20 protein-coding genes are annotated in these 18,014 nt (G+C 61.7%); 8 read left to right on the forward strand and 12 right to left on the reverse strand.

The annotated features are described in order from the left end of the window. Window positions 1–111: 111 nt before the first annotated feature. Both AS136_RS16005 and AS136_RS16010 read right to left on the reverse strand, forming a co-directional pair. The gene (locus AS136_RS16005) at window positions 112–402 is read right to left on the reverse strand and encodes a hypothetical protein (protein WP_008804940.1); all 291 of its coding nucleotides are present in this window, start codon (window positions 400–402) and stop codon (window positions 112–114) included. 216 nt (window positions 403–618) lie between these two features. Beyond that, window positions 619–1,806: an MFS transporter gene (locus AS136_RS16010; RefSeq protein WP_023322596.1), complete on the reverse strand. Its 1,188-nt coding sequence runs from the start codon at window positions 1,804–1,806 to the stop codon at window positions 619–621. Between the two features lie 229 nt (window positions 1,807–2,035). Here AS136_RS16010 and AS136_RS16015 point away from each other — a divergent pair, with 229 nt between their 5' ends. Beyond that, window positions 2,036–2,482 (forward strand): VOC family protein, encoded by a 447-nt coding sequence (locus AS136_RS16015; protein WP_012541761.1) that lies wholly within the window; start codon window positions 2,036–2,038, stop codon window positions 2,480–2,482. 38 nt (window positions 2,483–2,520) lie between these two features. Here AS136_RS16015 and AS136_RS16020 read toward each other — a convergent pair whose 3' ends face one another. Then, on the reverse strand, window positions 2,521–2,946 hold the full coding sequence (locus AS136_RS16020; protein ID WP_016161001.1) for a VOC family protein: 426 nt from the start codon (window positions 2,944–2,946) through the stop codon (window positions 2,521–2,523). A gap of 208 nt (window positions 2,947–3,154) precedes the next feature. On the opposite strand from AS136_RS16020, the gene AS136_RS16025 reads away from it, so the two are divergent. Then, window positions 3,155–4,312: a YbfB/YjiJ family MFS transporter gene (locus tag AS136_RS16025; RefSeq protein ID WP_023322597.1), complete on the forward strand. Its 1,158-nt coding sequence runs from the start codon at window positions 3,155–3,157 to the stop codon at window positions 4,310–4,312. On the opposite strand, the gene AS136_RS16030 is transcribed toward AS136_RS16025, so the two are convergent. Then, on the reverse strand, window positions 4,309–5,154 hold the full coding sequence (locus tag AS136_RS16030; protein ID WP_023322598.1) for a LysR substrate-binding domain-containing protein: 846 nt from the start codon (window positions 5,152–5,154) through the stop codon (window positions 4,309–4,311). The two genes, AS136_RS16025 and AS136_RS16030, sit on opposite strands and share 4 nt — an antisense overlap. A gap of 89 nt (window positions 5,155–5,243) precedes the next feature. On the opposite strand from AS136_RS16030, the gene AS136_RS16035 reads away from it, so the two are divergent. After that, the gene (locus AS136_RS16035; protein WP_063266867.1) at window positions 5,244–6,302 is read left to right on the forward strand and encodes an NAD(P)H-dependent flavin oxidoreductase; all 1,059 of its coding nucleotides are present in this window, start codon (window positions 5,244–5,246) and stop codon (window positions 6,300–6,302) included. A gap of 10 nt (window positions 6,303–6,312) precedes the next feature. Here the strand turns inward: AS136_RS16035 and AS136_RS16040 are convergent, their stop codons facing one another. From AS136_RS16040 to AS136_RS16055, 4 genes are read right to left on the reverse strand one after another with little or no spacing between them, the layout of a single operon-like run. Next, window positions 6,313–6,972, reverse strand: a complete 660-nt coding sequence (locus AS136_RS16040) for a methionine ABC transporter permease (RefSeq protein WP_004217626.1) — start codon at window positions 6,970–6,972, stop codon at window positions 6,313–6,315. Continuing rightward, window positions 6,969–7,760 carry a methionine ABC transporter ATP-binding protein gene (locus AS136_RS16045; RefSeq protein WP_008804932.1) on the reverse strand — a complete coding sequence of 264 codons (792 nt, stop codon included), beginning with the start codon at window positions 7,758–7,760 and terminating at the stop codon, window positions 6,969–6,971. Before AS136_RS16045 ends, AS136_RS16040 begins: the two co-directional genes overlap by 4 nt. Next, a complete protein-coding gene (locus AS136_RS16050; protein WP_023322600.1) occupies window positions 7,757–8,563 on the reverse strand; it encodes a MetQ/NlpA family ABC transporter substrate-binding protein in 807 nt (268 codons plus the stop codon). The genes AS136_RS16045 and AS136_RS16050 overlap by 4 nt, the downstream gene beginning before the upstream one ends. A 23-nt stretch (window positions 8,564–8,586) precedes the next feature. Next, window positions 8,587–9,615: an isopenicillin N synthase family dioxygenase gene (locus tag AS136_RS16055; RefSeq protein ID WP_008804931.1), complete on the reverse strand. Its 1,029-nt coding sequence runs from the start codon at window positions 9,613–9,615 to the stop codon at window positions 8,587–8,589. Between the two features lie 283 nt (window positions 9,616–9,898). Between AS136_RS16055 and AS136_RS16060 the strand changes: the two genes are divergently transcribed. The 3 genes from AS136_RS16060 (at window position 9,899) to AS136_RS16070 (ending at window position 11,428) form a co-directional block, all read left to right on the forward strand. Further along, complete coding sequence (locus AS136_RS16060; RefSeq protein ID WP_002904643.1) at window positions 9,899–10,162, forward strand: VF530 family protein; 264 nt, start codon at window positions 9,899–9,901, stop codon at window positions 10,160–10,162. A 21-nt stretch (window positions 10,163–10,183) separates the two neighbouring features. After that, window positions 10,184–10,495 carry a cupin domain-containing protein gene (locus tag AS136_RS16065; RefSeq protein ID WP_004205936.1) on the forward strand — a complete coding sequence of 104 codons (312 nt, stop codon included), beginning with the start codon at window positions 10,184–10,186 and terminating at the stop codon, window positions 10,493–10,495. A 177-nt stretch (window positions 10,496–10,672) separates the two neighbouring features. Beyond that, window positions 10,673–11,428, forward strand: coding sequence for a VOC family protein (locus AS136_RS16070; protein ID WP_023297599.1), 756 nt, complete (start codon window positions 10,673–10,675; stop codon window positions 11,426–11,428). Between the two features lie 9 nt (window positions 11,429–11,437). Here the strand turns inward: AS136_RS16070 and AS136_RS16075 are convergent, their stop codons facing one another. Next, window positions 11,438–12,382, reverse strand: coding sequence for an AraC family transcriptional regulator (locus tag AS136_RS16075; RefSeq protein ID WP_008804928.1), 945 nt, complete (start codon window positions 12,380–12,382; stop codon window positions 11,438–11,440). A 105-nt stretch (window positions 12,383–12,487) separates the two neighbouring features. Between AS136_RS16075 and AS136_RS16080 the strand changes: the two genes are divergently transcribed. Further along, window positions 12,488–13,726, forward strand: coding sequence for an MFS transporter (locus tag AS136_RS16080; protein ID WP_063266843.1), 1,239 nt, complete (start codon window positions 12,488–12,490; stop codon window positions 13,724–13,726). Here AS136_RS16080 and hpxE read toward each other — a convergent pair. Then, window positions 13,703–14,677, reverse strand: a complete 975-nt coding sequence (gene hpxE / locus AS136_RS16085; RefSeq protein WP_023322602.1) for a molybdenum cofactor-independent xanthine hydroxylase subunit HpxE — start codon at window positions 14,675–14,677, stop codon at window positions 13,703–13,705. The genes AS136_RS16080 and hpxE overlap by 24 nt on opposite strands. Window positions 14,678–14,688: 11 nt before the next feature. Beyond that, window positions 14,689–15,726, reverse strand: a complete 1,038-nt coding sequence (hpxD, locus tag AS136_RS16090) for a molybdenum cofactor-independent xanthine hydroxylase subunit HpxD (RefSeq protein ID WP_004148366.1) — start codon at window positions 15,724–15,726, stop codon at window positions 14,689–14,691. A 125-nt stretch (window positions 15,727–15,851) separates the two neighbouring features. On the opposite strand from hpxD, the gene hpxR reads away from it, so the two are divergent. Further along, entirely contained in the window at window positions 15,852–16,775 is a 924-nt protein-coding gene (gene hpxR / locus AS136_RS16095; RefSeq protein ID WP_008804925.1) for a LysR family hpxDE operon transcriptional regulator HpxR, read from the forward strand. Here the strand turns inward: hpxR and hpxO are convergent. Continuing rightward, entirely contained in the window at window positions 16,756–17,910 is a 1,155-nt protein-coding gene (gene hpxO / locus AS136_RS16100; RefSeq protein WP_023322603.1) for an FAD-dependent urate hydroxylase HpxO, read from the reverse strand. The genes hpxR and hpxO overlap by 20 nt on opposite strands. Window positions 17,911–18,014 lie beyond the last annotated feature (104 nt).

The raw sequence follows: 18,014 nt of genomic DNA on the forward strand, positions 1-18,014 counted from the left end.
CGTGACAGTGTCACTAAAAGAATAAACATCAGTGGGCTTTTCGCGTCTGGTCGGTACGCTCAGGGAGGCGGTGGGATGGACAGTCACTGCGCCCGTTGCGGGCGCAGTGACTTATTCGGCGTTCTTGAGCGCTTCAGCGCGGCTGGCGGTGGCGTAAACAAAATCCAGCATCGGTTCGAGATCGGTGTCGTAACCGGCCTGAATGATTTTACCTCGCAGCCATTCAATTTCGCTGGTGATATCGGGCGGGAAGATGTTGTTATCCTGCGCCCGGCGCAGCCATTTCAGCAGAAAGTTATTCTTTCCTCTGATACCGCCCGATTTTTTCGACTTTCCGTGCATCTTCAGCGCGACCAGGACGCAGTAATAGAAATGAACGCGCTGATTAAAACTTTGGTGCATGTCTGTGTTTCCCGCCAGAATCAGGAATTCACCGTGTGGGTCAGTGATTCGGATTGGACTACGGCGCCGGGCTGGATCGTTGTGCGATCTCTGTTGTTCTCCGCTACCGTCCTTGCATCTGTTGTCAGACGCTGAGGAGGATGTTGGCATGGAAGCCGAATCGTCGTCAATTGCCGATTCGTTTTTTGCCCGCGGCGATCCGCGGGCCAGGGCTGACTACGTTCCTGAGACGGCTCGCTGTTGTCGCTGGACGCGTAAAATGAGCAGGAAAGCGAACACCACGACAATCGCCGCCAACAGATATAGCGTGGCGAGGTCGTAGAAGCCGGCGACCCATCCGGCCAGCGGCCCGGTGAGTCCCAGCGCCAGGTCAAGAAACGCCGAGTAGGTGCCGAGGGCGGTCCCCTGGTTTTGCTCTTCCACCTGTTTGACTGCCTCGACCCCTAGCGCCGGGAAGACCAGGGAAAAACCCGAGCCGGTGAGAAAGGCGCCGACGCCGGCCACCCAGGCTGACGGCGCCAGCCAGATCAGCAGCAGGCCGAGACACTCGATCACAAAGCAGACCAGCGAGACCGGGACCCCGCCATAGCGGGTAATGGTATTTCCCAGCACCAGGCGGACGCAGATAAAGCCGACGCTGAACAGGGAGAGGGTAAACGCCGCGCCCTGCCAGCTGTGCGCCGCAAAATAGAGGGTGATGAAGGTGGCGATAACGCCGAAGCCAACGGTACCAAAGGCCAGCCCCAGGCCATAAGGCCAAATTTTTCGTACCACTGCGTGAAAGGGCGCTCTGACACCGGCAGTCACGCTGACATCCTGGCGGGTGCGGGCGAACTGCAGGCCGATGGCGGCCACCACCACCACCACCGTGGCAAATCCGCTAATGCCGAAATAGTGGTTAAGGGTGACCCCCAGCGGCGCCCCGATCGCCATGGCGATATAGGTCGCCACGCCATTCCAGGAGATCACCCGCGAGGTATGGATCGCGCCGACGGTTTTGATCCCCCAGAGCGTGGCGCCGGTCGCGGTAAAGCTCTCGCCGACACCAAGAAACACCCGGCCCGCCAGCAGCGCGGCGATGGCCAGCATCGGCGTCGCCTGCAAAAGCACCGCCAGCAGGGTGAATGCACCGCTCAGCAAACAGCAGATGATCCCGAGACTGACCACTTTTTTCGGGCCCCAGATATCGGTATAGCGCCCGGCGTGCGGTCGACTGATCAGCGTTGAGATGTATTGCAGGCTGATCACAATCCCGGCGACAAAGGTGCTGTAGCCCAGCTGATAGTGAATGTATCCCGGCAGTACGGCCAGCGGCAGGCCGATGGAGAGATAGCAGATACAGGTGAAGACAACGATCGAAATGATGCGCAAATTGAGTTGCGTGGTGCTGACGGAAGTGCTCATAGGGATAAGTGATTAATACAAGGGATGTTTAGCATAGCGCGCCGCGAGGACGCTGGCGAGTCGCGAGGGCGTTTTATCTGTCACCGATGAAGTCGCCGTCTGTCCGAAGGGGCGCAACGGTCTGTACCGTCGATGATGTTGTGCATGCGCCCGCCATTAATCGGGTTTGCCGCTGGCGCCTGCGTACGGGCATGATGGCGTTAGCTTACCACCGCGTTCAGGAGAGAACATGTCCCACGATTTCGCTGATATTGACGTTTTGTTCATTGCGGGCTTCGGTCCCATCACCCGCAGCACGTCGCAAAGCCGTGACTTCTATTGTCAGGCGTTGGGTTTGCCGCTAAAGCCGATGCCGGGTAACGAGGCGTATCTCCTCAGCGAGCAGGATGCCATCGGCGGGGTGAAACATTTCGCGCTGTGGCCGCTGGCGCAGGCGGCGCAGTCCTGCTTTGGTCAGGACCAGTGGCCGGAGACGGAGCCGGTGCCGCAGGCATGGATTGAGTTTGAGGTCCGCGACCTTACTGCGGCGACGGCGCGGCTGCAGCAGCAGGGATACCGCCTGCTCGTCGCGGCGCGCGACGAACCGTGGGGACAGACGGTCACCCGATTGCTCAGTCCGGAAGGGCTGCTGGCCGGGCTCACGGTGACGCCGTGGCTGCGGGCGGAAGAGCCATAGCGCCCGCGCCGGACGCGGCGCAGGGCATATAGGGGAATTTATTGATTCTCCTCGTGATCGGAAGCGCTTCGTACTTCTCCCCAGGCGCGGTTTTGCAACACGGTGCGATAGCCGTCGCGGTCGACGAAAGTGACGCCATTGACCTCCCAGTAAGGGTTAAACGCCGTAACCCGCAGAAACCCGGCGGCGTCCATGGCGGCGCACTGTGCTTGCCATTCCGCCTGCTGTGGGTAATACAGCACCAGCAAATCTTCATCTCCTGGCGAGGGAGTGACGGGATGGTGGCGACAGTGGGTGAATTCCAGATGCCAGCCCGCGTCGGGCGCGCCGAGCATAATCCCGCTGAATCCTTCATGATCGGTAAAGCTGCCGAGTTGCTGAAGCCCCAGCCCGGCGCAATACATGCTGGCGGTGGCGTCCAGTTCACTGACCGGTCTGGCAATACGCATATGGCTGAACAACATAATGGCTCCCGTAAGCAAAAGCTCAAGTTGATACTGTACCGGTAAATCGGCCCGGCGTGTGTTAAGACGTGCCCGGGCGCCATTTTCTCTCTGTCAATACCATAGCGGATTAACGTCCGCCTTGCGCCGACATTCTCTCTTAATCATAATAAAAAAAGAATTATAAAATACTATTGTTCTTAATATGAGAATCATTGTGAGGTGGTGGATGAATAACAGATCGCGCCAGGCCATATGGCTGGCACTGGCTGGGTCGATAGTACTGATGATCGGCATGGGCTACGGGCGCTTTGCCTTCACCGGCGTGCTGCCGCTGATGCTTAATGAAGGTCTGTTGACCCTGCACCAGGGCAATCTCGCCGCGTCGGCCAATTACGCTGGTTATCTGGTCGGCGCGTTGCTGCTGGCGCGGGTACAGCCTGGGGCCGCCAGCCGACTGAGCATTATCTCCGCCGGGTTGACCATCGCCAGCCTGGCGCTGCTGGCCTGGGTGAGCTCGCCGTGGACCATTATTGCGCTGCGCGCCGTCGCCGGCGCGCTGAGCGCGATAACGCTGATTGCTGGTTCGCTGTGGCTGCTGGAACATATGGGCCATCATCACGGGGCGCCGTTGCTGTATGCCGGGGTGGGGCTGGGGATATTTATCTCTGCGGAGGGGATCGCCCTTGGACATGCCCTGAGCCTCACCAGCCAGCAGATCTGGCTGCTCTGCGCATTATGCGCCGGTCTGCTGCTGGCGCTGGCGATCCGTTGGCTGCTGACTCCGCCGGCTGCACTGGTGAGGGTTTCCCATGTTGAGACCTCCTTGCCTGAGGCCGGGAGCGATACGCGTCGCGCGGCGTGGCGACTATTGATGGTTTACGGCCTGGCGGGCTTCGGCTATATCATCACCGCCACTTATCTGCCGTTGTTTCTGTCTGGTTCGCTGCAGAGCGTTGACCCGGTCCATCTGTGGGCGCTGTTTGGTCTGGCGGCCGCGCCGTCCTGCCTTATCTGGCATAAGCTGGTGCTAAAGTGGGGGTACCGGCAGGCGCTGACCCGCAACCTGATCGTCCAGGCGCTTGGCGTGATCCTTCCAGCCTGCAGCGCTTCACTGCTGTTTTGCGTGCTAAGCGCGCTATTGGTGGGCTTTACCTTTATGGGCACCGTCACCATTGCGCTGCCGAAGGCAAAAAGTCTCAGCCATCAGGTGAGCTTCAATATGATTGCCGCGATGACTGCACTGTACGGCGTGGGACAGATTGCCGGGCCGCTTATCGCCGGCGCGCTGTATCAGATCGCGGCTTCATTTAACCCGGCGCTCTATGCCGCGGCGCTGGCGCTGCTGATTGCCGCAGGGCTGGTCTTTACCGAACGCCAGGCTTAGCCAATCGCCACGCTTTGCAGCAGCTTGCGCCACTCGTTAAGCGCGGGGGCGTTCAAGCCGCTGCGCCAGATAAGCTGGGTGGTCGCCTCACACAGCGGTTCGCTAAGGCAGTTTTCGGGAAGCGTCATCTGCGACAGCACGCTCTGCGGCAGCAGGCAGGCGTAGCGTCCGGAAGCCACGCAGGCGAGCATGCTGTGATAGGAGTTGACCTCATGCACCTCGACGGCCGCCTGCTGCTCCGCCAGCCAGCGTTCGCCCAGCGCGCGGTAGCTGCAGCCGCTGGCGAATGCCGCGAACCGCAGCGGGCCCGGGGTCTGCGGACGGACCAGCATCAGCGTTTCATAAAACACCGGGATGGATGCTAGCTCGGCGGGACAGGCCGGTTGACCATCGGCCCCAGGCGGCAGGCAGACCAGCGCGGCATCGAGGGCGGCGGTTAACACTCCCTCGGTTAACTGGCGGGTCGGTTGGGTGATGAGGGTGATATCCACCTGCGGGCACCGTTGTTGAAAGCGGGTTAGCAGCGGCGGCAGCCGGCTGGCGGCGGTCGCCTCCATCGCGCCCAGACGCAGACTGCCGCCTGGGGTTGTCGGATGCAGAGCCTGCTTTGCCTCTTCCGCCAGGCTCAGGATCCGCCGGGCATAGCTGAGAAACTGCACGCCCGCCGGGGACAACACCATTTTTTTGTTGCCGCGAACGAAGAGCTCAACGGCAAGCTCCTCTTCCAGCTGCTGAATGCGGGTCGTGATATTGGACTGTGCGCGGCCCAGCCGTTTTGCTGCCTGGGTGACGCTCTGCGTTTCTGCCACCTGAATGAAGATCTCTAGTGTGCTGTGGTTCATATTTTTCTTCTCAATACGATAATGATGTTGATCTTACCATCTTTAAAGGAGATGGTAAGCCTCCGGCACCGCTAATGCATGAGGAAACCATGAGCAACCCGCTGCTTTCGCTTATTGATATTGATTATCCCCTGATTCAGGCCCCGATGGCGGGCGTCTCCACCCCCGCGCTGGCTGCCGCGGTAAGTCATGCCGGCGCGCTGGGCTCGCTGGGGCTGGGTGCTTCAACCGTTGCCCAGGCGGAAGCGATGATAGTCGCCACCCGCCAGCTGACGGACCGTCCGTTCAATGTCAATCTGTTCTGCCATGCGCCCCCCCGGCGCGACGCCCGGCGGGAAGCCGACTGGGCAACAACTTTACGACCCCATTTTGCCCGCTATGGCAGTACGCCACCGGATTCGTTAAGCGAGATCTACCAGACATTTATCGGTCATGCGCCGATGCTGGAGCTGCTTCTCGACCTGTCGCCGGCGGTGGTGAGTTTTCATTTTGGTCTTCCTGAACGTGAGACGATCCAGCGTCTGCGACAGCAGCGGATTGTCACCCTGGCGACGGCAACCTCGCTCCAGGAGGCGCTGCTGATTGAACAGCAGGGGATCGACGTAGTGGTCGCTCAGGGCTATGAGGCGGGCGGGCACCGGGGGATCTTTGCTCCGCAGGAGCCTGATGCCCAACTGAGCACCTTCACCCTGGTGCAACTTCTGCGGCGTCGGCTAACCATCCCGGTGGTAGCCGCCGGGGGCATCATGGACGGGGCGGGGATCACCAGCGTAATGCAGTTGGGGGCGCAGGGCGTTCAGCTCGGTACGGCGTTTTTACTGTGTCCGGAATCGGCCGCCGGCGCCGGTTATCGCGCGGCGATCAACAACAGCATTGACGGACGTACGGTGCTGACCTCCGCGATATCCGGGCGTCCGGCACGCTGTCTGGCGAATGCCTTCTGTGCGCTGGGGGAAGCCTGTCCGGCGAGCGCCGTGCCGGATTATCCGCTGGCGTATGATATCGGCAAAGCGCTGGCCGCCGCCGCGAAAGCCCAGGGCGTTCATGAGTATGGCGCCCACTGGGCCGGGCAGGGTGTGGGGTTGATCCGCGAGTGTGACGCCGCCAGTCTGGTTCGTCAGCTGGCGGCAGAGTGCGGCTGGAACTAGTGTCTGACGGTTAGCGACGGTGGGCCAGGCTGCGCACCAGCCGATCGCCGGCCATTTGCACGCCCTGGACCATCGCCACCAGGATCAGCACCGTGCCAAACATGACTTCATTATTAAACCGCTGATAGCCGTAGCGGATGGCGAGGTCGCCGAGTCCACCGCCGCCGATCACACCGGCCATGGAGGAGAAACCAATCAGCATCACGATGGTCAGCGTGATCCCGGCCAGCAGCGTTGGCAGGGCTTCCGGCAGCAGGGATTTAAAAATCACGTGCCAGACGTTACCGCCCATCGACAGAATGGCTTCGATTCTCCCGTAGTCCACCTCGTCGAGCGCGTTTTCCGTCAGACGGGCAAAGAACGGAAAGGCCCCGATGGTCACCGGCACGATGGCGGCGGTGCTGCCCAGCGTGGTGCCGACGATCAGGCGGGTAAAGGGGATCAGGGCGATCAGCAGCACGATAAACGGCAGCGACCTGCCGATGTTGATCACCGCGCCTAACAGCGCGTTCAGTTTCGGCATCGGCGCCAGCCCGTTGGCGCGGGAAATAAATAACAGCACGCCGGTGGGCAGCCCGATCAGAACGGTAAACAGGGCCGCCAGGCCCACCATATAAAGCGTATCCAGCGTGCCGTCGAGTAATAACGGCCACAAATCTTCCCAGCTCATGCTACTCCGCATAATGGCCTCCCCTGAACGCCGTGACGGGTAAGAAAATCTTGTTCAGCCTGCGGGTCGTGCAGCAACGACTGGCGCAGCCGCGACCATGGGGTCACCAGCAGGTCGGCGAGTTTACCGCTCTCGACAATCTCGCCCTGTTCCAGCAGCGCCGCGTGGTCACAAATGGTTTTCACTACCTCCAGCTGGTGCGTAATCAACACGATGGTCAGATTGAGGCGCTGGTTAATATCCGCCAGCAGGGCCAGCACCGAGGCGGTGGTCTCGGGATCCAGCGCACTGGTCGCCTCATCGCACAGCAACACTTCCGGCCGGGCGGCCAGCGCCCGGGCGATGCCGACGCGCTGTTTTTGCCCACCGGAAAGCTGCGACGGGAAGGCGGCGGCCTTTTCGCTGAGATCCACCAGCTCCAGCAGTTCGCGCACCCTGGCCTCGCGAGCGGCCCTCGGCACTCCGGCAATCTCCAGCGGCACCGCGATGTTGTCAGCGACGGTGCGGGCATGCAGCAGATTGAAGTGCTGGAAAATCATCCCGGTGCGCAGGCGATAATCCCGCAGCGCCGCCTTGTTCAACTGGGTAATATCCTGTCCGTTCACCAGAATGCGGCCCGAGGTGGGCCGCTCCAGTAAATTGAGACAGCGGATGAGCGTACTTTTGCCGGCGCCACTGCGCCCGAGAATGCCGTATATTGCCCCTTTCGGTATCTGCAACGCGATATCGTTCAGCGCCGGTCGGCCGGTTCCGGCGTAGGTTTTGCTCAGCCCTTCGATGGTTATCATGACTGAGGGGCCACCGGGATCACCGAGCCGTTGTAGGTTTTACGGATAAACTCCGCCACCTGCGGTGACGTCAGATCTTTCGCCAGCGCCTTAATGCGCGGGTCATTCGCCAGGGCTGGGGTGGTCACCAGAATATTGGCGTACGGATTATGCTCGGCGCTTTCCAGCCCCAGGGCATCTTTCGCTGGCACCAGGCTGGCTTCCAGCGCGTAGTTACCGTTAATCACCGCCAGGTCGACATCGTCGAGGGAACGCGGGATCTGCGGTGATTCAATCTCCAGAATCTTCAGGTGTTTCGGGTTCTCGACAATATCCTTCGGCGTCGCCAGGGTGGTGGCCGGGTCGGTAAATTTGGGATCCAGCTTAATAAGCTTCTGCGCCTGCAGCAGGAACAGCGCCCGGCTCAGGTTGGTGGTGTTATTCGGCACCGCCACGGTGGCGTTTTCCGGCAGTGATGAGAAATCTTTATGCTTATGCGAGTAAATTCCCAGCGGCTCAATATGCACGGTGGCCGCGACGGCAAAGGTTTTACCCAGCGCTTTTTCCTGATCCTTCAGATAGGGAACATGCTGGAAGTAGTTGGCATCCACATCGCCACTGGCCAGCAGTTCATTGGCGTTGACCCCGCTGGTCAGCTCCACCACCTTCAGATCGAGGCTGGGATCGATTTTTTTGATGTAGTTGAGGATCTCCGCGTGGGGAACCGGGTCCGCGGCGACGCGCAGCGCGGCAGCCTGGGCAGACGTCCATGCCAGAGAAAGAGACAGTGCGACCCCTGCCAGTTTAAAAGCGGCATATTTCATGGTGTGTTCCTTTTTAGTTATGGTTAAACGATCAATTGCTCGGCGCGTTCGCGAAACACGTCCTGATAGTAGCGTTCCGCCACGTCCGGATGGGAACGCAGACGGCCCTTGAGATAATTCCAGCCGACATCGCGTAGCAGCGGATTGTGCGGGTCGCTGTCCGGACCTCGCGCTTCACGCGCCAGTTCGGGCGGCAGGGTGTAAACCGGCACCACCGCGTCAAGCTGGGCGCCGAGGAAGAAAGCGATGGAGAGGCGCTGCTGCTGCGCCGGCGGCGACACCACGCGATGGACGGTGGCGCGCAAATACCCGTTGGTCGCCAGCTCCAGCAGTTCGCCAATATTGACCACAAAGCTGCCGGCCAGCGGCACGGCGTCGATCCATTGTCCAGGCGCGACCTCTACCTGCAGTCCTTTCTGTTCGTCCTGCAGCAGGAAGCTGAGGAAACCGGAATCTTTATGGGCGCCGACGCCCTGGCTGCTTTGGGTCTCCTGCTGGCCGGGATAGCGGATCAGTTTGATATGCTCGTTGGGTTTCTCGCCGTAGAGCCGGTCAAAGGCATTCTCCGGGAGCTGCAGGGCTTCGGCAAAAGCGCGCAGCAGGCGGATGCCCACCTGGGTCATCTGCTGTTGCCAGTGAAGTAACACCGGTTTAAGCGACGGCAGGGCGGCAGGCCACAGATTCGGACCCTGCAGGCGCTGCCAGCGCGGGGCATCGTCGCTGAGGGTCAGCGCCGGGCGTTCGGCGCCGATATCAAACTGCTCTCGCCAGTCAGGCTGGCCGCGCGTCAGCTCTGAGGCCGCGCGGTTATAGCCGCGAAAATGCGGGGAGTGGATCATCGCTACCTGCTGTTTTTGCGCTTCATCGAGGGCAAAAAAGCGTTGGGACTGGCGCTGAACTTCATACTGAAGCGCGTCGTCCACACCGTGGTTGATCAAATAGAAGAAGCCGATGTCGCGGGCGGCGTGACGCAGGTCGGCCAGGAAGGCCGCTTTATCCGCGGGGTCCGCGTAGCGGGCCAGGTCGAGAATCGGCAGGGTGGTCGCGTTCATTGTGTTCTCCGAAAACGGGGTAATAAGTTATGGGTTGATTCAGGTTCAGGGTTCGGGCACAACAGCAGCGCATGGTGATTTCCTCTGTCCGGGGCTGAACACAGCTTGCCTCAAGGCCAAATAAGCAACCAATAACGTTATTTTCTAATTTATGACCGCGCGGGGTTCAGTGCTTTTGCGTTAAATAGATATAGGCGCAAAGCGCGTAATGAAGCCGGTTGCGCCCGTCGGTCAGAGCCAGTAAGGTAGGCGCACTTTTTTAATGCGGAACGGACGTATCGTAATGCACAGCTCGAAAGATCCCCTGCACGGCGTGACGCTGGAAGCGCTGCTCAATGCCCTGGTGGCGCGCTATGGCTGGGCGGAAATGGCCCGCCAGGTCAACATTAACTGCTTTAAAAGCGATCCCAGCATTAAGTCCAGCCTCAAATTTCTCCGCCGGACGCCGTGGGCGCGCAAAGAGGTTGAGGCCATGTATCTCGCCTCCCTTGATGATGACGCGCCGGTGGAGAAAGCGGATCCCTGGGCAAACTGGCAGAAAAAATAACCCTTACCACAGGACACCATCATGCAGAGCTGGAGCAGTAAAGATTTCACCGCCGACCGCGCGTGGGGCGCGCTGGATATCGCCAATTTTTCCGGGACCACCGTGCGTCTGCACTGGACCGACCAACCCTATATCTGGCACATCAACGATGGTCAGGAGGTGTTTGCCGTGATGGATGGTCAGGTGGCGATGCATGTGAAAGTCGACGGCGAGGAGCAGGTCATCATGCTGAACGCCGGCGATATCTTCTACGCCGAAGTGGGATGCGAGCATGTCGCCCATCCGCAGGGGGCGGCGCGTATTCTGGTGATCGAGAAAGAAGGGTCGGTCTGATCCCTCCGGCGGGCGGTTCTTAGCCCGCCGTTTCATCACCGGTTAGACTCAACATACCGCGTTGATATAAATCACTTATCCAGCTTTCGATATATTTAATTCTTGTTTGCCATTCCCTTCACCCCAGCACTATCTTTTGCCGCAAGCGCCTGAACAGGCACAATCGCGGGAGAGATCATGGCAACCTTGCAGTGGGACCACGCAGTACAGTTTGTGAATCAGCCGGAAGCGGCCATTCAGACCTTTGCCGACCAGCAGCTGCGGGCGGTGGCCGGAGGGCGACATCCGGGGTGGGGAACCCGCAATGCGCTGAGCTATTTTGGCCTGACCTATATCGAATTCCTCGCCATTTCCGACCCGGACGAACTGCGCGCCGCGACGGACAGGTTCCTGCTTTCGCGGGATGCCGAGCGGTTGCTGCCGGAGAACGAAGCGCTGTTTCGGGTGGCGCTGCGCAGCGACGACATCGAGGCCACTCATGACCAGTTGCGTCGCAAGGGGTTGGCGGTATCACCGATTGTCGATGGTCAGCGCAACGATCCGCAGGGCAATATCATCCGCTGGCGGATCTTCACCATCGATGGCGACACTGACGGGCTGGTCTATCCATTTGTGCTGCAGTGGGGAGAAGACGATACCACCCGGCTGGCGCGGCTGCGCGCTCAGGAACTGGACGTGCCGCACCCGCTGGGCGACATTGCGCTTGAGCAGGCGGTGTTCGAGGTGGTCAATCCGCAGGCGGTACGCGATCGCTGGCAGGCGCTGCTGGGCTTCCCGCCACAGGGGGAGCAGGGACTGGACGTGGGCGGCCAGTGGTTTACTTTCCGCGAAGGACCCGCTAACCAGCTGACCGAACTGGTGTTTCGCGTCGCCAACCCGGCGCTTAAGGGGCAGCGCTTTCGCGTCGGCAACGGCGTGTATCGCTTTACATAAAAGCTGAATCTAGCGTGCCGTGGCGCGCAGGGCCCCCGGCGGCTGGCCGGTGATGCGTTTGAAGGCCCGGCTGAAGGCCGCCAGCGATTGATACCCGAGGCTGAAGGCGACCGTTTCCAGCGCCTGGCCTTCGTGGGTGATGTACTGCACCGCCAGCCGCATACGCAGCTCGGTCAGATAGCGGGCGGGGGTGGTGTCTGTCGCGGCGAGAAAACGTTCCGCGAACAGCGAGCGTGAAAGCCCCGCCTCCCGCGCCAGATCTTCCACTTTCCAGTTGACCCCCGGGCGCTGATGCATGGCATAGATCGCTTTTGCCAGCCGGGGATCGCGCAGGACCTGTACCCAACCGGTGGCGTTGCCACATCCGCACTCGACCCAGCCACGGACAATCAGCGCGGCCACCACGTCCGCCAGCCGGGCGAGGATCCCGGCATAGCCTACCTGGCGGGTGAGGGATTCCCGCTCCATCGCTACCAACAGCGGCTGGATCTCCGGCCAGGTGTTTAGCAGGCTGCTGACCCGCATCACCTCGGGCATGGCCTTCACCAGCGGCTGCATGCCGCCGAGCTCAAAATCCATACAACCGCTGAAAATGACGGCGCGCTCCGGGCAGTCCGGGCGGCCGCCGGCGTTGATACAGCTTACCGTGCTGCACACCGTTTCGCTGGGCAGCTGGGCCACATTGACCACCGTGGCCTGCGGATCAGAAAGCAGGGCGTGCCCGTCGCCGTTGGGAATAAACAGTGCATCGCCGCTCTCGAGGGTGAACTGTTCTCCGCTGGCCATGCGCAGCAGCACCGGCCCGCGGCTGATGAAATGGAACTGGGCTTTACCCGCCACGGCGCTAAAGCCGACGCCGAACGGGCGTGCGGTTTCGATGCGCCGGTAGTTAACGCCGGAGAGGCGCATCCCGCGCAACAGTTCGCTGGTCAGGTCGATGCCAGGCTGGCTCATGGTAATTCCGGACGAATAATCAATAACTGAAGAGTATGCATCATATATCGTCCAAAGGTAAGTCCCTAAGATGACCAGGATGTTAATAAAACTGGAGAGATGTATATGAGTTCCTGCATAGCTGCTGACGCGAGCCTGTCACCCGCCAAACCTGCCTGGCGCGCCGTCTATGCCCTGGCCCTCGGGGTGTTCGGCCTGATCGTGGCCGAGTTTCTGCCCGCCAGCCTGTTAACGCCGATGGCCAGCAGCCTCGGGGTCAGTGAAGGGATGGCCGGACAGGCGGTCACCGCGACGGCGCTGGTGGCGTTAGTCACCGGCCTGCTGATCGCCACCGCCACCCGCAATATCGATCGCCGCTGGGTGCTGATGTTCTTTTCCGTGCTGCAGATAGTCTCCAGCCTGATGGTCGCTTTTGCCGATTCGCTGGCGTTTCTCCTGCTGGGCCGTCTGCTGCTGGGGGTCGCCATCGGCGGCTTCTGGGCGATGTCCACTGCCACGGCGATGCGTCTGGTGCCGGCGGCCCATGTGCCGAAGGCGCTGGCGATCATCTTTTCCGCGGTGTCTGTCGCTACGGTGGTAGCCGCGCCGCTCGGCAGCTATCTTGGCGAGCTGATCGGCTGGCGCAACGTATTTATTCTCTGTGCGATACCCAGCCTGCTGGCGCTGCTCTGGCAACTGTGGGTGCTGCCCTCCATGCGTCCGGAGAGCGTCGGGACCTTCTCCACGCTGTTCAGGGTGCTGCGCCGTCCCGGTATGCTGGGCGGCATGCTGGCGACAATCCTGATTTTTAGCGGCCATTTCGCCTTCTTTACCTACCTGCGGCCGTTCCTTGAGACCGTGGCGCAGGCCAGTGTCGAAGGGGTCTCGCTGATATTGCTCGGCTTCGGTATCGCTAACTTTATCGGCACCTCGGTGGCGAGCTATCTGCTGAGCCGTAGCCTGCGCCTGACCCTGGCGCTGGTGCCGTTGATGATGAGCGTTCTGGCGCTGCTGATGGTGACGTTTGGCCATCTGACCATGCTGGACGGGCTGCTGGTCGCCCTGTGGGGATTTGCCTTCGGTCTGGTGCCGGTGGCCTGGTCCACCTGGCTTGCCACCACCGTGCCGGATGAAGCAGAAGGCGCGGGCGGTCTGCTGGTCGCCTCTATTCAGCTGGCCATCAGCGCCGGGGCCGCCGGCGGCGGGGCGGTGTTTGATTTGCACGGCGCCAGCGGCGTCTTCACCGGCAGCGGTCTGCTGCTGTTGAGCGCGATGGTGATTGTTTTCGCCGCCGTGCGGGTGAAACCGGTCGCCAGCGCTGACCAGCCGGAGACGGGCCGCTTATCCCGCGAGATCGATAACTAAATTGGCCGACAGGCTGCGGGAGCAGCACAGCGCAATATGCTGCTCTGCGGCCTGTTTTTCCGCCTCCGACTGCACGGTATCCCGGTGGTCGACGGTTCCCTCCCGCACCGGCGTCAGGCAGGCGCCGCAGATCCCCATCTCGCAGGAGAGCGGCACCGCGACGCCATGCTCCTGTAGCACCTGGGCGATGGTTTTGTTCCCCGGGACCGGCCAGCGTTCCCCGGTGGAGGCGAGGGTGATGGTGAAGGTTCCGTCCGCCGCCGACGCTGCCGTCGGGGCGGGCGGCTGGAACGCTTCGCTGTGCAATTGCGCCTCCTCCCATCCGGCCGCCCGCGCGGTATCGCGAACCCGGGCCATAAATCCGGGCGGACCGCAGAAGTAGACCCGGGTGTCGGCGTCCGGAGCCCCCAGATCCTGCGCCAGCCGCTGGCGCGGACTCTGCCCCTCGTCTGAGCAGTGGATCTGGCAGATTCCACCGGTTAGCTGGCGGGCGATCTCGGTGGCGAAGGCGGCCTCCTGCGCACGGCTAACGTAATAGTGCAGCGTAAAGCTGGCGCCGGACGCCGCCCGGGCGTGGGCCATCGCCAGCAGTGGCGTAATGCCGATCCCGGCGGCGAGAAGCACCACATGGCCGCCCTCGTGCAGCGGAAAGTGGTTGCGCGGGGCAGAGATCATCAGCGGTTGTCCCGGGCGCAGGGTGTCGTGGACATAGCCTGAGCCACCGCGGGACTGCGCCTCGCGGGCGATGCAGAGCAGATAGTGATCCCGTTCGGCCGGGCTGCCGGTCAGGGAGTACTGGCGGATCAGCCCGCAGGGAAGATGGAGATCGATATGGGCGCCGGGTGTCCACGCCGGCAGCGGTTGCCCCTCGGCGCTCACCAGACGAACGGCCAGATTTTTCGCGCCCTGACGCCACAGGCCATCGACCACCACGGGGAATATGTCGCGCATATGACCTCCACTCATACCAGAAAGAAATCGCCAAAACCCATCTTCTTCAGCCCGCGCCGGTAGGCGATGGAGCTACGGTCTGCCGGAATATGCGCCTCAAGGGTCAGATCCAGCGGCAGCCGCTCCGGACGCTGGGTTTCTACCATCAGGCGGTCCTCTTCGAACACTCGCAGGTTGAACGCATGTACGTCTTCCACCGGCACGTGCAGGTCGAAATTGCGGGCAATAGGGGCAAACATCCGCGTCACCCGTGACGACACCGGCGAGGCGGCGTTCATGATCACCAGCCTGGCGTCGGCGGGAAAATGGATGGTCAGCGTAGCGGTGAACGGCAGATGCATTTCAAAGTGACGCAGCCACTGGAACCCTTCCGGCGCGCGGAAATCGGAGCTGGCCGGGTAATTGCCCACCGAGCTCCAGTAGTCGGCAACAAAGCCGAACGGCGTCTCCTGCGGGGTGTAGTCCGGCACCTGCTGGTTGTCCGGATCGGCGAAGGTGTCGGTGTGGATCCACGCGAAGTGGGCGACATCGAGAAAGCCTTCGACCTGGCGGCCGGCAAATCCCTTCACCTCGAAGGCCGGGCAGTTGATTTGCTGAAATCCCGCGTCGTCCCAGTGCGGCATGGTCGGTAACGGCGGCGGATTGTCCGGATCGCAGGCCAGGCAGGTCCAGATCAGCCCGTAGCGCTCCTCCACGGCGAAGCTGGTGAGATGCAATTTGGCCGGAATGGGTTGCCCCGGACTGGAGGGGATACGGTTGCAGCGGCCATCCTCACCAAAGCGCAGGCCATGATAGGGGCACACGATGCCTTCCTCTTCATGAAACCCCAGGGTCAGCGGCACCCCGCGGTGCGGGCAGACGTCGCGGGCGACCACCACCTGGCCTTTAATACGGTAGATAACCAGCTGTTCGTCCAGCAGGGTGGCTTTCACCGGGGCGCCGGTAATATCGCAGGCGCGGGCCACCGGGTGCCAGCAGCGGGCCAGCCGCAGCCAGTCCTCTGGATCAAAGGTGCAATGGGCGGGGGGCGTGGGGGTGATTGTCTTCATGATTTCTCTTCCTGCTCACATCGGTGATTGTTTTATTGTTGTGAGATTATTGTTGTCATATTAGGGTGTTCACATCCATCACCATTAATTCACTCTGCTGTTGCAAAAAAGAGTACAGGGGTGCCATGAGTCCTTTTTCCCGTTTCGCCCACTATTTTATCGCCGTGGCCCGCTGCGGCAGCTTGCGCCGGGCCGCCGAGCAGCTGCATATCTCCGCCTCGGCAATTAACCGCCAGATCCTGCAGGCCGAGGAGGCCTTCGGCACCCCGCTGTTCGAGCGCCTGCCGGAGGGACTGCGGATGACCACCGCCGGTGAACTGCTGTATGACAATCTGCTGCGCTGGCAGAAGGAATTTCGCCAGACCCGACAGAAATTTGATGAGCTGCAGGGGATGAAGCGCGGGAGCGTCAGCGTTGGGATGGTGCAGGCGCTGGCGGAAGGGGGCTTCGCCGCCGCGCTGGCGGAGATCATCGCCAGCTGGCCGTGGCTGGAGCTGGATCTGCAGGTGGCCGACAGCCACACCGTCAGCCAGAAAGTGCGTCAGGCGGACCTGGACGTCGGCCTGATCCTCGATCCGCAGGGGCAGGCCGGACTCAGCGTGCTGGCCTTTGCCGAACTGGAGGTGGGGATTGTGATGCGCCCGGACCACCCCCTGGCGGGGGCGAAAGCGCTGTCATTGGGCGAGCTCAGCCTGGAGCGGCATATCGTGCCCGGCGCGCCGCTGATCGTCCATGAGCGGGTGGCGCTCCTCTATCGCCACCATGACTTTGCGCCGGAGAATACCATCAGCTGCAATGATATCCGGCTCATCAAGTCGCTGGTGCTGCGCGGCAGCGGCGTGACGCTCCTCAGCCTGCTCGACGTGCTGGACGAAGTCCAGCGCGGACAGCTGGCCTTTATCCCGCTGCGCAGTACGCTGCTGCGACCGCTGACCCTGGCGCTGTGTACCGCGCCCTCGCGTCAGCTTTCGCGGCCCGCGCAAATGGCCATTCAGACGCTGAGTGCGGTGATTGAATCCATGGCGACGGTCAGCCCAGCGGCCCGCTGAGGATGGTGTCGCACATGCCGTTGATAATGCGCTCCCCGGTCTCCTCGCGCAGCTCCTGGTACCAGGCTTCGGTGAGCTGCATATCCTTCCCGTGGGTAATATCGCAGCGCTTGCGCGCCTTCAGCACCAGGTCACGAACCCGGTCGCAGCGCTGGGCCTCGTACTCGCGCAGCGCGGCCGCAATATCGTGGGTCTGGCGGAAAACGGTGCCCAACACCACCGCATCTTCCATCGCCGCGCAGCCTCCCTGGCCAATATCCGGGGTGGTGCTGTGTCCGGCGTCGCCGAGCAGCGCGACGCGGCCGCGCACCAGGCGGCTGAACGGCTCGATATCATGGATTTCAATACGGTTGGTGGTCTGCGGGTCGAGGGTGGCGATAAGCTGCTGCACCGGCGGCGCCCAGCCGGCAAAATAGCGGCTGAGGTCGGCGCGCAGAGTGTCGCGATCCTCCGCCAGACCCGCCGGCAGCGGCACATCAAAGAAAAAATAGAACCGGCCGGCGGAGACCGGCATCAGCGAGACGCGCTTGCCTTCGCCGACAAAGGTGGTCCACTGGTCGCCGGGCGCCAGCGCTTCATCTATTTCCACCAGACCGTTCCAGTTGACGTACCCGGCGTAGCGGCGCTGCGGGGTAAAGCCCAGCACCCACGGACGCAGTGCGGAATGGCTGCCGTCGGCGGCAATCAGCAGATCGCCGCTGGCGCTGCTGCCATCGGTAAACCACACCGTCACGCCGTCGGCATCTTCCTCACAGCGGGTGACGCGTTTGCCGAACTGCACGCTTTCCCGTCCCCAGAAATCCAGCATTTCCCGCTGCAGCTCTGCCCGGGAGACCGGGCAGGGGCGGCTGCCGGTGCGTTCGATCAGCGGGGCGAGACTGAACTGGGTCATGTTCTCGCCGCTGCGGAAATCACGATACGCCATCCGGCGCAGCGGCCCGCCGAAAGTCTCCATGATGTCACCCATGCCGAGGTGGGCCATGCACTTCACGCCGTTGGGCCACACGGAAATCGCCGCGCCGACCGGTTTGATCTCTTTCACCGCTTCATAGACGTCGCAGTCGATTCCCGACTGTTTGAGCGCCACTGCCGCACTTAAGCCGCCGATGCCGGCCCCAATCACGATTGCTTTCATTTTATTCTCCTTATCCAGATGTCGTGACTGACTCCAGCAATTTACGTACCAGTTCGCCGGAGGGAGGAAAACCGCCTGCTCAAAGCACAGCGATAGCTCACGGC

This window comes from Klebsiella sp. D5A, from assembly GCF_001620885.1.
Classification (GTDB): Bacteria; Pseudomonadota; Gammaproteobacteria; order Enterobacterales; family Enterobacteriaceae; genus Klebsiella; species Klebsiella variicola.

Bases quoted from the DNA above. Each gene is read 5' to 3' on its own strand.
- AS136_RS16005 (WP_008804940.1), bottom strand. From the start codon at position 402: ATGCACCAAAGTTTTAATCAGCGCGTTCATTTCTATTACTGCGTCCTG.
- AS136_RS16010 (WP_023322596.1), bottom strand. From the start codon at position 1,806: ATGAGCACTTCCGTCAGCACCACGCAACTCAATTTGCGCATCATTTCG.
- AS136_RS16015 (WP_012541761.1), top strand. From the start codon at position 2,036: ATGTCCCACGATTTCGCTGATATTGACGTTTTGTTCATTGCGGGCTTC.
- AS136_RS16020 (WP_016161001.1), bottom strand. From the start codon at position 2,946: ATGTTGTTCAGCCATATGCGTATTGCCAGACCGGTCAGTGAACTGGAC.
- AS136_RS16025 (WP_023322597.1), top strand. From the start codon at position 3,155: ATGAATAACAGATCGCGCCAGGCCATATGGCTGGCACTGGCTGGGTCG.
- AS136_RS16030 (WP_023322598.1), bottom strand. From the start codon at position 5,154: ATGAACCACAGCACACTAGAGATCTTCATTCAGGTGGCAGAAACGCAG.
- AS136_RS16035 (WP_063266867.1), top strand. From the start codon at position 5,244: ATGAGCAACCCGCTGCTTTCGCTTATTGATATTGATTATCCCCTGATT.
- AS136_RS16040 (WP_004217626.1), bottom strand. From the start codon at position 6,972: ATGAGCTGGGAAGATTTGTGGCCGTTATTACTCGACGGCACGCTGGAT.
- AS136_RS16045 (WP_008804932.1), bottom strand. From the start codon at position 7,760: ATGATAACCATCGAAGGGCTGAGCAAAACCTACGCCGGAACCGGCCGA.
- AS136_RS16050 (WP_023322600.1), bottom strand. From the start codon at position 8,563: ATGAAATATGCCGCTTTTAAACTGGCAGGGGTCGCACTGTCTCTTTCT.
- AS136_RS16055 (WP_008804931.1), bottom strand. From the start codon at position 9,615: ATGAACGCGACCACCCTGCCGATTCTCGACCTGGCCCGCTACGCGGAC.
- AS136_RS16060 (WP_002904643.1), top strand. From the start codon at position 9,899: ATGCACAGCTCGAAAGATCCCCTGCACGGCGTGACGCTGGAAGCGCTG.
- AS136_RS16065 (WP_004205936.1), top strand. From the start codon at position 10,184: ATGCAGAGCTGGAGCAGTAAAGATTTCACCGCCGACCGCGCGTGGGGC.
- AS136_RS16070 (WP_023297599.1), top strand. From the start codon at position 10,673: ATGGCAACCTTGCAGTGGGACCACGCAGTACAGTTTGTGAATCAGCCG.
- AS136_RS16075 (WP_008804928.1), bottom strand. From the start codon at position 12,382: ATGAGCCAGCCTGGCATCGACCTGACCAGCGAACTGTTGCGCGGGATG.
- AS136_RS16080 (WP_063266843.1), top strand. From the start codon at position 12,488: ATGAGTTCCTGCATAGCTGCTGACGCGAGCCTGTCACCCGCCAAACCT.
- hpxE (WP_023322602.1), bottom strand. From the start codon at position 14,677: ATGCGCGACATATTCCCCGTGGTGGTCGATGGCCTGTGGCGTCAGGGC.
- hpxD (WP_004148366.1), bottom strand. From the start codon at position 15,726: ATGAAGACAATCACCCCCACGCCCCCCGCCCATTGCACCTTTGATCCA.
- hpxR (WP_008804925.1), top strand. From the start codon at position 15,852: ATGAGTCCTTTTTCCCGTTTCGCCCACTATTTTATCGCCGTGGCCCGC.
- hpxO (WP_023322603.1), bottom strand. From the start codon at position 17,910: ATGAAAGCAATCGTGATTGGGGCCGGCATCGGCGGCTTAAGTGCGGCA.